Consider the following 13592-nt stretch of genomic DNA (forward strand, 5'->3'; position numbering starts at 1 on the left):
AGACGAGCGCCGACGATCGGCGGAACTGTTACACACCGGAAACACACTGTGTACAAACGAGCGCTGTCAGTCGTGATTGTATGCAATCACCGCACTCCTGAGCGTGACTCCACAAGAGTCACCACGCACACCAGCAGCTCCAGGAACACGATGTCCCAGACCCCCGCTCGACGCCGCCGGACACTCCTCGCCGTGCCCGCCGTCGCCCTGGCCGCCTCGCTCGCGCTCACTGCGTGCGTGCCGGTCCAACGCTCGAAGGCCGGTGGTGCCACCGCCGGCACCGTCACCACCGTCGCGATCGGCGACCAGCAGGTCCGCGAGGGCGGTGACCTCGTCATGGCGCTCTCCGCCGAACCGGACCGGCTCGACCCGACCACCTCGTCGTCGCTGTACACCCGGTACGTCATGGAGACGATGTGCCAGAAGCTCTTCGACATCGACGCCGACGGTGCGATCGTCCCGATGCTCGCGACCGAGCTGCCGACGGTGTCGGACGGCGGGAAGACCGTCACGTTCCCGGTGCACACCGGCTACCGCTTCGCCGACGGCACCCCGTTCGACGCGGACGCCGTCGTGACGACGCTCGAGCGGAACCTGACGAAGGACGACTCGAGCCGGAAGAGCGAGATGGGTCCGGTCTCCAGCATCGACGCGGTGGACGACCACACCGTCCGCATCCGCTACTCGACCCCGTTCGCCCCGATCACCGCGGCACTCGCCGACCGTGCGGGCATGGTCATGTCGCCGACGGCGCTGGAGCAGGAGGGCGACGGGTTCGGGGACGCCCCGGTCTGCATCGGCCCCTACAAGTTCGTCGAGCGCGTGCCGCAGACCTCGATCACCGTCGAGCGTGACCCGATGTACCACGACCCGGCGAGCGCCCACTTCGACCGGATCACCTACCGCATCATCACCGACGCCAGCATCCGCGCGCAGAACCTGAAGTCCGGGGACGTCCAGGTCGCCGACACGATCTCCACGCAGGACGTCGACGACCTGATGGAGCGGAAGGACCTGGAGGTCCTCCGCACCGGCTCCCTCGGCTACCAGGGCATCACGATCAACCTCGCCAACCAGGACGGCGTCGGCACCGACCCGGAGCCACTCGACACCCCGCTCGCCACCGAGCGGAAGGTCCGGCAGGCCCTGTCCATGTCGATCAACCGCGGCGAGCTCGTGCAGAGCGTGTTCCGCGGGTGGGCGGACGTCGCGTGCTCCCCGATCCCGGACACGAGCGCCTTCGCGACCGACGCGAGCAAGGCGTGCCCGGAGTACGACCCCGACCGCGCGGAGGAGCTCCTCGAGGAAGCGGGGGTCGAGCAGCCGTTCCCGATCGAGATGGAGGTGACGAACACCCCCGACACCGTCCGGTTCGCCCAGGCGCTCCAGGCCCAGGCCCGCGCCGGCGGCTTCGCGATCACGATCACCCCGGTCGAGTACACGACGCTGCTCGACGACCAGACCCGCGGCGACTTCCAGGCGCTGCAGCTCGGCTGGTCGGGCCGTGTCGACCCGCACGGCAACATCGGCTCGTTCCTCGGTACCGGCGGCGGCAACAACTACCCGGGCTACAGCGACCCCGAGGTCGACGACCTCATCGCCCGGGCGGCGCAGGCCACCGACCAGCAGGAACGCGCCGACCTGTACGGCCAGCTGGTCACGAAGGTGCAGCAGGACGACCCGATCATCTACCTCTACCGGACCCGCAGCATCACCGGCGTCAGCTCCGACGTCGCCGGGGTGTCCACCTTCGCCGACGGCGTGGTCCGGCTCAGCCAGGCGGCGTTCGTGGAAGGCAGCGACAAGTGACCCGGTACGTCCTGACACGGCTCTGGCAGGCGGCGCTCACGCTCGTCCTCGCCTCGATCGTGGTCTTCTTCGGGGTCCGGCAGCTGCCAGGCGACCCGGCCCTGGCCCTGGCCGGCGAGGAGGCGAGCCCCGAGCGGCTCGCCGCCGTCCGCGCCGACCTCGGCCTCGACGACTCCCTGGTCGTGCAGTACTGGCGCTTCGTCGTCAACGCACTGCAGGGCGACCTCGGACAGTCCACCCGCACCGGCTCCCCGGTCACGGACCTGCTCGGCTCGACGCTCCCCGTCACGCTGTGGCTCGCGCTCTACGCGATCGTGGTCGCGGTCGTCGTGGGGGTCGCCCTCGGCACCCTCGCCGAGCGCTACCGCGGCCGGTGGCCCGAGTGGATGGCGAACGCCGCCGCGCTCGTCGGCCTGAGCGTGCCGAACTTCTGGCTCGGCATCCTCGCGATCGTCTGGCTCGCGGCGGGCCTCGGCTGGTTCCCCGCCTCGGGCTACGTCCCGGTGACGCGGGACCCGCTCGGCGCGCTGCACCACCTGACGCTCCCGGCGCTCATCCTCGGCACGTCGCTCGCGGCCGTCATCATGCGCCAGACCCGCGCGTCGATGATCGAGACGATGAAGACCGACTTCGTCCGGACCGCCCGGGCGAAGGGGCTCAGCCGCCCGCGGGTGCTCTTCCGCTACGGCCTGCGCAACTCGATGATCGTCGTCGTCACGATCGTCGGCCTGCAGCTCGGTGGCCTCATCTCGGGCGCGGTCGTCACGGAGCGCATCTTCGCCCTGCCCGGGTTCGGCAAGCTCACGCTCGACGCCGTGTTCACCCGCGACTACCCGGTCATCCAGGCCGTCGTGCTCGTGATCACCCTGGGCTACGTCCTCATCAACTTCGCCGTGGACGTCCTGTACTCCGTCATCAACCCGAAGATCCGCGTCGGAGGCACCGCATGACCACCATCACCGCTCCCTTCGACCTGGGCTCGAGCCGCGGTCGCATCTGGAAGCAGGTCCGGACGAACCGGCTCGGCATGACGGGGGGCATCATGCTCGCCGTCGTCGTGCTCGCCGGGATCACCGCACCGATCGTCGCACCGCACGACCCGACCGCGACGCACTTCGACCTGCCGTTCCAGGTGCCCTTCACCGTCGGCTTCGGGTTCGGTACCGACGACCTCGGCCGCGACATCCTGTCCCGCACGCTGTACGGGATCCAGGTCTCGCTCGTCGTCGGCGTGCTGTCGGTGCTGCTCGCCGTCGTGGTCGGCACCCCGCTCGGCCTGCTCGCCGGGTACTGGCGCTGGCTCGACGCGATCATCTCCCGCCTGACCGACGTCGCGCTCGCGTTCCCGTTCCTCATCATCGCGGTCGGGCTCGCGGCGATCAGCGGGCCGAGCCTGTCGAACGCCGTGATCGCGATCGGCATCTCGCACGTGCCGGCGATGATCCGGATCGTGCGCGGTGAGACCCTGCGGATCACGAGCGCCGACTTCGTGACGAGCGCGAGGACGCTGGACGCCGGCGGCGCGCGCATCATCGCGCAGCACGTCCTGCCGAACTGCGTCTCGGCGATCATCGTGCAGGCCACCGTGATCATGCCGGTCGCGGTGATCGGCGAGGCGCTGCTGTCCTTCCTCGGGCTCGGCATCCAGCCGCCCACGCCGAGCCTCGGCATCATGCTCTCGGACGCGCAGCAGTACCTCGGCCAGGCGCCGTGGGCCGCCGTCGTGCCGGGGGTCGCGATCGCCGTCATCTGCCTCGGCTTCAACCTGTTCGGGGACGCCCTGCGCGACGCCCTCGACCCCACCGCCTCGGACCGGAAGTAGCACCAGCACCATGAGCACCAACCCCGCCTTCACCACCCCGCCGACGGAGACCACCCGTCCGGACCTGCAGGGCACCTTCGGGATGGCCGCGTCGACGCACTGGATCGCGACCGCGACGGCGCAGTCGGTCCTCGAGCGCGGCGGCAACGCCTTCGACGCCGCCGTCGCCGGCGCCTTCGTCCTGCACGTCGTCGAACCGCACCTGAACGGACCCGGTGGCGACGTGACCGCGATCTTCGCGACGGCGTCCGACAGGGCACCGACCGTCCTCGTGGGCCAGGGACCGGCCCCGGCCGGCGCGACGCCGGAGCACTTCCGGTCCGAGGGCCTGGACCTGGTCCCGGGGGCGGGCGCGCTGGCGGCCGCCGTCCCCGGTGCCGTCGACGCGTGGCTGCTCCTCCTCGCCGAGCACGGCACGTGGGAGCTCGCCGACGTGCTCGCCCCCGCGATCGGCTACGCCCGCGACGGTCACCCGGTCGCGCCCCGCGTGGTCGCCACCATCGGGACCGTGCAGGACCTGTTCCGCGACCACTGGCCGTCCTCCGCCGAGCGGTGGCTGCCGGGAGGCTCGGTGCCGGTCGCCGGGTCGATGGTGCGCAACGAGACCTGGGCCTCGGTCCTGGAACGGCTCGTGCAGGCAGGGTCCGGCACCGTGGACGGCGAGGGCGCGCGCGTCGCGCGCATCGAGGCCGCCCGCACCGAGTGGGCCGAGGGCTTCGTCGCGCAGGCAGTCGACGCCTTCGTCCGCGCCCCGCACCGCCACGCGTCCGGCACCGACCACGCCGGGGTGGTCCGCGCGAGCGACCTCGCGGCGTTCCGGGCGTCGACCGAGCCCGCGACGACCGCGGAGTTCCGTGGCCACACGATCGCGAAGACCGGGCCGTGGGGCCAGGGACCGGCGCTCCTGCAGACCCTCCGCCTGCTCGACCCGCTGGACGACGAACGGCTCGACCCGTCGACCGTCCTCGGCGCGCACACGATCGCCGAGGCGCAGAAGCTCGCCCTCGCCGACCGCGAGGCGTACTACGGCGACGGCGACGTCCCGATGGCCGAGCTGCTCTCCGATGCGTACTCCGACGCGCGTCGCGCCCTGATCGGTGACCGTGCGTCGCACGAGCTGCGACCGGGGTCGGTCTCGGTGCCCGCGGGTGCGATGCCCCCGCTGCGTGAGACGTACACACCGCGCGGCGAGTCGATCGCCGGTGTCGGCGAGCCCACCGTCCCCGGCGCCCGCGGCGACGCGGTGGCCGCACCGGCCGAGGACGACCCCGTGCACGAGGACCGCGGTGAGCCGATCGTGATGGAGACGGGCGAGACCCGCGGCGACACGTGCCACATCGACGTCGTCGACCGCTGGGGCAACATCGTCAGCGCGACGCCCTCCGGCGGGTGGCTGCAGTCGTCGCCGACGATCCCGGAGCTCGGGTTCTGCCTCGGCACCCGCATGCAGATGACGTGGCTCGAGGAGGGCACCGCGTCCACGCTCACCCCGGGCGCCCGACCCCGCACGACGCTCACCCCGACGCTCGTGCTCCGGGACGGCGAGCCGGTGGTCGCGATGGGCAGCCCGGGTGGTGACCAGCAGGACCAGTGGCAGCTGCTCTTCCTGCTCCGCACGATCGTCGGCGGGTGGTCCCCGCAGCAGGCGATCGACGCACCCGCCCTGCACACGACGTCGTTCCCGGGGTCGTTCTGGCCCCGCACCTGGACCCCGGGCGGCCTCGTCGTCGAGGACCGCCTCGGTGACGACGTCATCGCCGGGCTCGAGGAGCTCGGCCACGTCGTCACCCGCGCCGGCGACTGGTCGCTCGGCCGCCTGTCGTGCGTGACGCGCGACCCCGACACCGGCGTCATGGGCGCCGCCGCCAACCCGCGAGGAGCACAGGGCTATGCCGCAGGACGCTGAGGACCGGACCATGCACGACGGCGACACGACCACCGGGGCCGCACCGCGCCTCCAGACCGACCGGACCGACACCCTGCTGTCCGTCCGCGACCTGCGGGTCGCCTTCGGTGACCGCGAGGTCCTGCACGGTGTCGACCTCGACGTCCGCCGCGGCGAGCGCGTCGCGATCGTCGGCCAGTCCGGCTCGGGCAAGTCGACGCTCATCGCGGCCCTGCTCCGGCTCCTGCCGGGGGCCGGGCACATCACCGATGGTGGGATCCGCCTCGGCGACGACGACATCGCCCACGCCGACGAGGCGCTCATGCGACGCGTCCGTGGCGCACGGATCGGGCTCGTGCCGCAGGACCCGTCGACGAACCTCAACCCGTCGATGCGGGTCGGCGCGCAGATCGCCGACGCGCTGCGGGCCGGCGGGCTGCGGGGACGCGCGGCGATCCGGCAGCGGGTGGTGGCACTGATGACCGAGGCCGGGATCCCCGAGGCCTCCCGACGGGCGGACCAGTTCCCGCACGAGTTCTCCGGCGGGATGCGGCAGCGCATCCTCATCGCCGTCGCACTGGCCCGCCAGCCCGAGCTGCTCATCGCCGACGAGCCGACCAGCGCGCTCGACGTGACCGTGCAGCGGCAGATCCTCGACCACCTGCAGACCCTCGTCGACCAGCACGGCACGACGCTGCTGTTCGTGACGCACGACCTCGGGGTCGCGGCCGACCGGACCGACCGCGTCGTCGTGATGCTCGACGGCGAGATCGTCGAGCAGGGTGCGCCCGAGGCGATCCTCCGTGACCCGCAGCACGAGTACACGAAGCGGCTCATCGCGGCGGCCCCCGCGCTGTCCGGGGTCGCGCCGGAGCCCGTGGCCGCGGGCGAGCCGATCCTCGTCGTGTCCGACCTGGTGAAGGAGTACCGGCTCCGCGGTCGTGGGGCCGGAACGCTCAAGGCTGCCGACGGGGTGTCGTTCGCGGTGCGCCGCGGCACGACCACCGCGGTCGTCGGCGAGTCCGGCTCGGGCAAGACGACGGTCGCGCGGATCGTGCTCGGACTCGAGACGCCGACGTCGGGCACCGCCCTGGTCGACGGGAAGTCCATCGGGACCGCCCGTGGCGCCGAGCGGCGGGAGATCCGACGCCGGGTGCAGCCGGTGTTCCAGGACCCGTACGGGTCGCTCGACCCGACCTCGACGATCGAGCGGATCATCGACGAGCCCCTGCGCGTCTTCGGCATCGGTGACCGGGCGTCGCGCACCGAGCGGGTGGCGACGCTCCTCGACCAGGTGGCGCTCCCCCGCGAGGTCGCACAGCTCCGGCCGAACGAACTGTCCGGCGGGCAGCGGCAGCGCGTGGCGATCGCCCGGGCGCTGGCGCTCGAACCCGAGCTGATCATCCTCGACGAGGCGGTCTCGGCGCTCGACGTCCTGGTGCAGGAGCAGATCCTGGCGCTGCTCGAGGAGCTCCAGGACCGGCTCGGGCTGAGCTACCTCTTCATCACGCACGACCTCGGGGTGGTCCGGCGGATCGCCGACGACGTCGTGGTGATGCGCCGGGGTGAGGTCGTCGAGCGGGGATCGGTCGCCGCGGTGTTCGACGACCCGCAGGAGCAGTACACGAAGGACCTGCTCGACGCCATCCCGGGCAGGGCCCTCGCCGAGGCGGCTGCGTGACGGCGTCCCGGGTGGGCGACCGGCGCGGTGTGGCACGATCGGCACCGTGCTGAACGGGACGAGCGTCATCGACGCCATCCGCCACGACATCGTGACCGGCGCCCTGCAACCGGGCACCCGGGTGACCGAGGCGTTCCTCGCGGAGCGGCACGGGGTCTCCCGGGTGCCGGTCCGCGAGGCACTCCGCGGGCTCGAGGGCGAGGGCTTCGTGGTGTCGCGCCCGAACGTGGGCTCGCGCATCGCCGACATCCCGTTCGACGAGGCCGACGACCTGTTCGCGGTCCGCGAGTCGCTCGAGACCGCCACCGCCCGCCGCGCCGCGACCCGGGCGCGCACGCTCTTCGACGCGGAGGCCCCGCCGGAGGACTGGTGGCGCGTGCGCCGCGAACTCGGGGCCGTCCTCGACGAGGGTGACGCGGCCGTCGAGCGGGGCGAGCTCGACCTGCTCGTCGACCTGAACGAGCGCTTCCACCTGCTGGTCGCCGAGCTCTCGGGCAGCACGACGCTCGCGACCCTGCTCCGGCAGCTCTCGCGGAAGATCGAGTGGCTCTACGCGCTCGACACCTCGTCACGCGGCAAGCGCCTGTGGCCCGATCACCGGCGCATCCTGGCCGCGATCGACGCGGGGGACGTGGAGCAGGCCGCCGAGCGGATGGCCTGGCACGTCCGCGAGAGCCGCATCGGGTACGCGGCGCGCTCCTCCCCGGAGCAGGCCGACGCCCTGCGGACCGCGGGCCCCGCGGTCTGACCGGCCGGCCCGGCCCGGCCGGTCCGGCCCGGCGCGGCCCGCACGGCCCGCACGGGCCGCGCGGGCCGCGCGGCCGAGGCTCGCGCATGCGGACACGTTCGCGGCCCAGCGGCCGCGAAACCGTCCGCCCAGCCGAGCCTCGGGCAGCCGCGGCGGCCGCGGCCGCCGCCGCTACAGCGTCGGGACGACCACCGCGCGGCCGGACAGCTCGCCGGCCTCGAGCTTCCGGTAGGCCTCGAGCGCGTCGGACAACGCGAACCGCTCGACGTCGGGCTCGATCTGCCCCGCTCGGTACATCGCGACGACCTCGTGCAGGTCCTCGATCGTGCCCCAGTAGGTGTTCGTGATCGTCGACTCGTACGGCGTCGTGAAGAAGTTCCACTCGACGGTCCCGCCGGCGATCCCGACGACGGTCAGCCGTCCGCCGATCGCCATCGAGGCCTTCGCGGTCGCGATCGTCGGCGTCGCACCGACGAAGTCGAACGCCGCATCGACGCCCTTGCCGCCGGTGAGCTCGCGGATCGCGGTGGCCTGGTCCGGCCCGGCGGGAACGGTGACCGCACCGCGGGCCGCGGCACGGTCCATCGCGTCCTGCTTCGTGTCGGTCGCGATGACCGTGGCGCCGGTGAGCGCCGTGAGGATCTGCACGGCGATCTGCCCGAGACCGCCGAGCCCCACCACGAGCGCGTACCTGCCGCCGCCCGCCAGGTTCGGCATCGCTGCCTTGATCGCGTGGTACGGCGTGAGTGCGGCGTCGCTGAGCGGTGCCGCCGCGATCGGATCGGCGTCGCCGAGCGAGACGAGGTTGCGCGCCGGGACGGTCACGTACTCCGCCATGCCGCCGTCCCGACCGAGACCGATGGCCGCGTACGGGTTCGTGGCAGCGTTCTCGCAGTAGGTGTCCTGGCCCTTCGAACAGGACGCGCAGTGCCCGCAGCCGACCGGCCCGTAGACGAGGTAGGCGTCGCCCTCGGTGAAGCCGCTCACCCCGTCACCGACGGCCTCGACCCACCCGGAGGTCTCGTGCCCGAGGACGAATCCGGGGGCCTGCGCGCCCGGCTGCCCCTCCTGGAACTCGCGGTAGACGGCGACGTCGGAGTGGCACGCCCCGGCACCGGCGACCTTGAGGAGCACCTCCCCGGGTCCCGGGACGGGCTTCTCGACCTCGGTCAGGACGGGGAACGTCCGGAACTGCTCGAACACGACGGCGTGCATGGGTTCTCCTTCGATCTCCGTCAAAACTACACCTGTCGCGTAGCTCGGTCGCCGGACATCCTGCGTCTTCCCCGAGAGCCGGTTGCGAGAACGGTCGTTCTCCGATTGACTGGCGTCGGCCCTGAACGGGGCCTCCCCCAACGAAAGGAGCGGCTATGCCCACGCGCACCGCACGCACCGCCTGGCAGGGCGGCCTCAACGACGGTTCCGGCCAGGTCGAGCTGTCGAGCTCGAAGGTCGGCACCTACGACGTCTCCTTCCCGAAGCGCGCCGCGGACGAGGCCGGTGGCACCACCAGCCCCGAGGAGCTCATCGCCGCGGCCCACTCGGCCTGCTACGCGATGCAGTTCTCCGCGATCCTCGGCGAGGCCGGCGGCACCGTCGAGGCCCTCGACGTCAAGGCCGACGTCTCGCTCGGCCCGGACAGCGCCGGCGGCTTCAAGCTCACCGGCATCACCCTCACCGTCAACGGTGAGGTCTCCGGCATCGACGAGGCCGCCTTCCTGGCGGCGGCCGACGAGGCCAAGGCGACCTGCCCGGTCTCCAAGGCGCTCACCGGCGTCGACATCGAGCTCAAGGCGACCTTCGAGCAGTAGTCGCGACCCCGGTACGGACGGGAGGCGCGGTGCCAGCTGGCACCGCGCCTCCCGTCCGTCCATCGGTACGGTGGGGCGCATGCGCCGCCTCTTCCGCACCCGCACGCACGTGGTCACGTGGATGGGCGCACTCGTCGCCCTCGTCGGCGTGGTGTTCCTGGCGGTGCGGCGACTCGACTCGTCCGGCTGGATCGCGGGCGGATCGGGCGGTGACTTCGCGTTCGTCAGCGGGGACCGACCCGGACAGCTCGTCGTGGGGGCGGTCCTCGCCCTGCTCGGTGGGATCGTCGCGGCCGTCTGCGCCGCTCGCCTCGCCCGCACCTCGACGCTCCGGGGGCTGCTGGTCGGGATCATCGTGCTCGTCGCCGGCGTCGTCCTCCTCCTCGCAGCACCGAACCCGTCGTTCGGGTGGTTCGCCTACGCGCCCCTCGCCGGCGAGACGATGCTGCCGATCCGGTCCACCGGACTGCAGCTGACCGGGCAGGTCGTCGTGCTGGTCGGCGCGGTCCTCACCGCCTTCACAGCCGGACGACTCAGCACGCAGGGCCGTCACTGACCCGTCATCGGCAACGTCCAGCGGACGTCCGGACTCGGGCACGAGCGGCTGGCACCATGGTCTGATGGCCGAGCAGTTCCTCCCCGGCGTCCCGCGGCCCGGGCGCCCACCCCGGCCGCGCGTCCGCAACCTCGCACAGCACGACATCCGCGACGCCCGCGCCCGCCTGCGCGGCACGATCTACGAGGACGTCACCCCCGACACCCGCCCGCGCGAGCAGTACTCGCCGGTGCAGATCGTCGACTTCTGCCTCGACCTGGCCGAGGTCATGCTCGCCTCCGGCGCGGACACCCGCAGTGTCGAGACCGCCGTCGTCGCGGTGTCCACGAAGTGGAACCTCGCGCCCCTCGACCTCGACTTCTCCGGCAGCTCGGTCACGCTCCAGTACGCCCCGGCCGACCACCCGCCGCTCGTCAAGGTCCGCACGGTGCAGTCCGACGGCTCCGACCTCGACCGGCTCGCCCGCGCGAACCAGATCGTCGACGACCTGGTGCACGGCGAGCGCGACATGACGAGCGCGGTGAGCGCCCTGGTCGCCGTCCTGCGGCTGCCGACCCGGTGGCCGACCTGGCTCGCCGACGTGGGCCTCTCGGTGCTCGGTACCTCGATCGCGATGCAGGCCGGTGGTGGCTGGCGCGCCGGTGTCGGCGCGTTCGTGCTCATGTTCGGGATCATCCTGTCCGGCCGCTGGCTGACCGGCCGGGGCTTCCCGCAGTTCTTCGTCTCCGGTGCGCAGGCAGCCGTCGCCTCGGCCATCGGCACCCTGGCGATCTGGGCCGACGTCCTGACCGCGACGGGTGCGGCCACGATGGTCGCCGCACTCGTCGTCCTGCTGCTGCCCCACGTGTCGCTCGTCACCTGGGCCCAGGACGCGATCTCCGGCTTCCGGGCCATGGCCGTCGCCCGGGCGTTCTACATCGTGCTCGTGATCGCCGCGATCGTCGTGGGAGTCCCGGCCGGCATCGCGGTCCTGCAGTGGCTCAGCATCGAGGTCGACCCGTCCGGCATCGTGCTGCAACCGCTGCCGCTCTGGGCCTCGTTGTCGCTGACGGTCGTGTCCGCGGCGGCGAACTGCTTCGTGCAGCAGGCCAGTGCCCGGGTCATCCCCGTCGCGGTGGTGTTCTCGGTCACCGCCGGCGCGTTCCTCTGGGAGCTCCGGCACCTCGGCATGCCGCTGCTGGGAGCGACGTTCATCGCGTCGGTGCTGCTCGGCGTGCTGTCGACCATCGCAGCAGCCCGGATGCGCACGGCCGTGGCGGCGATCGCGGTGCCGGCGTTCTGCGGTGCACTGCTGCCCGGTGTCGCGGTGTCCGATGCCCTGCTGCACTTCATGTCGGGGGCGTCCGGCGCCGCGCTCGACTTCGTGGCGGCCGTCTCGGTGGCACTCGGCATCGGCGCGGGGCTCGTGCTCGGTGGTCTCGTGGCGACCCCCGGCGCGCGACGGGCCCTGCGGCGGGCGCGTCGGGTGACGGTGCACTCGGTCCACAACGACACGACGGCGATCCCCGTGCTGCGGGACACCGGGTACGACCCGGGCAACGGCTCCGTGCCGCGGGGCCACCGCCCGCGCTGAGGGACCACCCGGACACGAGACCCGGGCTGGGCGATCGCTCTCGTGCCCGGGAGCACGAGGAACGTCGCCCAGCCCGGGTCTCGGATGGTGCGAGCGCCTCAGCCCTTGTCGGAGACGGCCTTCGTCACCGCGGTGGGGGCGTCGTAGTCGCCGTCCGGCATCCCCTTCAGGGCGTCCAGGACGTCACCGGGGGCGTCCTCCTTCTCGGCGGTCGCGACGATGTCCTCCTTCGAGGCGGGGTAGTCGATGCCGCTGAGGTACTTCTGGACCTGGATCGGGTTCGGTGCTGCCATGTCGGTTCCTTCCGTCGGAGCCTCCACGACTACGCCCGTGCGGCTCCGGGTCGACCCGGGTGACGCGCCTCGCGGCCAGGGGTCAGATCTCCCAGCTCCCGCTGTCGCTCCACGTCGAGAAGCGCTGCGCGGCCTGCGGCTCGTACCGCTCCATCCAGCCGCGCTCGAGTCGGGCGACCGCACGGTCGAACGCCGGCACCAGGTCGAGCTCCGCGCGGAGCATCGCCTGCAGCTGGAGCCCCTCGTACAGCGCGATGAGCTGCTCGGCACCGCGACGGGGGTCCATCGTGTGGGGCGCGCGGCCGACGGCGATGTCGTGCTCCAGGCCGCGCCGGACCTGCGAGAAGAAGAGCTGGTAGCGCGACCGCAGGTACGTGGCCATGGGGTGCGCAGGGTTGCCGGCGACGGAGAGCAGTGCGACGAGCAGCCGCATGAGCGCGGGGTCCTCGGCGTTCGAGGCGACGATCGCACGCAGCAGGTCGACCGTGGGGCCGTCCCCGACCTCGTGCGCCACCGCTTCCAGTCGCGCGCCGTTCCAGCGGTCGACGGCGGCGAGCACGAGGCCGTCCCAGGACGGGAAGTGCTGGCGGAGCTCCTCCGTCGTGATGCCCATCCGCTCGGCGACCATGCCGACGTGGGCCTCGTGGAAGGGCACGTCGCGGAGGACGTCGACCGTGGCGCCGACGATCGTGATGCGCAGGTGCAGGGTGGCGGCCGCGGCGGCTGCCGCCTGCGTGTCGGCGCTGGTGTGTTCGAGCATCGTGCCCTCCGTCGTGCGGCGGACGTCCTGTCCGCACCTCCATCCAAGCGCAGTGGCGGGGGACACAGCATCCCCGGTACGGGTGTCAGCATGTCGGGGGACAGGCGACGACCCCGGAGCACGCACGCGGGCTGCCGTGCGACCATGCCGGGATGACCCCCGAAGACCCCGTCGCACAGGGCCTGGCCACCATGGCCTCCGCAGGCTACGAGTTCGGCGGCGACGACGAGCAGGTCGCGCACGACGTGCGGACGATGTGGGAGCAGCTCGGCTCCCCGGAGGGCGCGTTCGGCGCTGCAGCACGCGCGATCGCCCGGCTGCCGCAACGCCCCGAGGTCCCGATCGCCGACCAGGCACGACGCCGGGCGTTCGAGCGGGCGATCGGGATCAACCCGGTCGAGGTCGAGCTCACGGCGGCGATGTCCGCGCGGGAGCTGCTGGAGCGGATGGCGCGGTCCGTCGCCTGCTGACGGCGTGCGGTGGACGTGACCGCAGACGGACTGGAGGCGGGGGGGGGGGGGGGGCCGCCCCCCCCCCCCCCCCCCCCGCGGGGGGGGGGGGGGGGGGGGGGGGGGGGCGGGCGCGGGGGGGGGGGGGGGGGGGCGCCTCGCCGCGCTCCTGGGGGGGGGGGGCGACGGCCAGGGACCGGGGCGG

Annotated in this window: 13 protein-coding genes; 10 read left to right on the plus strand and 3 right to left on the minus strand. The window is 72.8% G+C overall.

The genetic code is table 11. From position 1 onward, the window contains the following. The first annotated feature begins 150 nt into the window (after positions 1–150). The 6 genes from J2X59_RS13820 to J2X59_RS13845 are packed head-to-tail and all read left to right on the plus strand — an operon-like array spanning position 151 to position 7945. Positions 151–1809: an ABC transporter substrate-binding protein gene (locus J2X59_RS13820; RefSeq protein ID WP_326497058.1), complete on the plus strand. Its 1659-nt coding sequence runs from the start codon at positions 151–153 to the stop codon at positions 1807–1809. Beyond that, a complete protein-coding gene (locus J2X59_RS13825) occupies positions 1806–2759 on the plus strand; it encodes an ABC transporter permease (RefSeq protein ID WP_326497059.1) in 954 nt (317 codons plus the stop codon). The genes J2X59_RS13820 and J2X59_RS13825 overlap by 4 nt, the downstream gene beginning before the upstream one ends. Next, positions 2756–3631: an ABC transporter permease gene (locus tag J2X59_RS13830; RefSeq protein ID WP_326497060.1), complete on the plus strand. Its 876-nt coding sequence runs from the start codon at positions 2756–2758 to the stop codon at positions 3629–3631. Before J2X59_RS13825 ends, J2X59_RS13830 begins: the two co-directional genes overlap by 4 nt. Before the next feature lie 10 nt (positions 3632–3641). Continuing rightward, the gene (locus J2X59_RS13835) at positions 3642–5537 is read left to right on the plus strand and encodes a gamma-glutamyltransferase family protein (protein ID WP_326497061.1); all 1896 of its coding nucleotides are present in this window, start codon (positions 3642–3644) and stop codon (positions 5535–5537) included. A gap of 10 nt (positions 5538–5547) precedes the next feature. Then, positions 5548–7197 (plus strand): ABC transporter ATP-binding protein, encoded by a 1650-nt coding sequence (locus J2X59_RS13840; protein WP_326497062.1) that lies wholly within the window; start codon positions 5548–5550, stop codon positions 7195–7197. Between the two features lie 46 nt (positions 7198–7243). Further along, on the plus strand, positions 7244–7945 hold the full coding sequence (locus tag J2X59_RS13845) for a GntR family transcriptional regulator (RefSeq protein ID WP_251154236.1): 702 nt from the start codon (positions 7244–7246) through the stop codon (positions 7943–7945). Between the two features lie 171 nt (positions 7946–8116). Here J2X59_RS13845 and J2X59_RS13850 read toward each other — a convergent pair whose 3' ends face one another. Next, positions 8117–9160 carry an NAD(P)-dependent alcohol dehydrogenase gene (locus tag J2X59_RS13850; RefSeq protein ID WP_251154237.1) on the minus strand — a complete coding sequence of 348 codons (1044 nt, stop codon included), beginning with the start codon at positions 9158–9160 and terminating at the stop codon, positions 8117–8119. A 155-nt stretch (positions 9161–9315) separates the two neighbouring features. Here J2X59_RS13850 and J2X59_RS13855 point away from each other — a divergent pair, with 155 nt between their 5' ends. From J2X59_RS13855 to J2X59_RS13865, 3 genes are all read left to right on the plus strand, one after another. Then, complete coding sequence (locus J2X59_RS13855; RefSeq protein ID WP_326497063.1) at positions 9316–9756, plus strand: OsmC family peroxiredoxin; 441 nt, start codon at positions 9316–9318, stop codon at positions 9754–9756. A 79-nt stretch (positions 9757–9835) separates the two neighbouring features. After that, positions 9836–10312: a hypothetical protein gene (locus J2X59_RS13860; protein WP_326497064.1), complete on the plus strand. Its 477-nt coding sequence runs from the start codon at positions 9836–9838 to the stop codon at positions 10310–10312. Positions 10313–10376: 64 nt separating this feature from the next. Continuing rightward, the gene (locus tag J2X59_RS13865; RefSeq protein ID WP_066651626.1) at positions 10377–11885 is read left to right on the plus strand and encodes a threonine/serine ThrE exporter family protein; all 1509 of its coding nucleotides are present in this window, start codon (positions 10377–10379) and stop codon (positions 11883–11885) included. Between the two features lie 98 nt (positions 11886–11983). Here J2X59_RS13865 and J2X59_RS13870 read toward each other — a convergent pair whose 3' ends face one another. Together J2X59_RS13870 and J2X59_RS13875 are read right to left on the minus strand one after the other, a co-directional pair. Next, positions 11984–12178, minus strand: a complete 195-nt coding sequence (locus tag J2X59_RS13870) for a DUF2795 domain-containing protein (protein WP_326497065.1) — start codon at positions 12176–12178, stop codon at positions 11984–11986. An 82-nt stretch (positions 12179–12260) separates the two neighbouring features. Next, positions 12261–12938 (minus strand): TetR/AcrR family transcriptional regulator, encoded by a 678-nt coding sequence (locus tag J2X59_RS13875; protein ID WP_066651619.1) that lies wholly within the window; start codon positions 12936–12938, stop codon positions 12261–12263. Between the two features lie 152 nt (positions 12939–13090). Here J2X59_RS13875 and J2X59_RS13880 point away from each other — a divergent pair, with 152 nt between their 5' ends. Beyond that, positions 13091–13408, plus strand: a complete 318-nt coding sequence (locus tag J2X59_RS13880) for a hypothetical protein (RefSeq protein ID WP_251159985.1) — start codon at positions 13091–13093, stop codon at positions 13406–13408. Positions 13409–13592: the final 184 nt, after the last annotated feature.

This window comes from Curtobacterium sp. 260, assembly GCF_030803485.1.
GTDB lineage: Bacteria > Actinomycetota > Actinomycetes > Actinomycetales > Microbacteriaceae > Curtobacterium.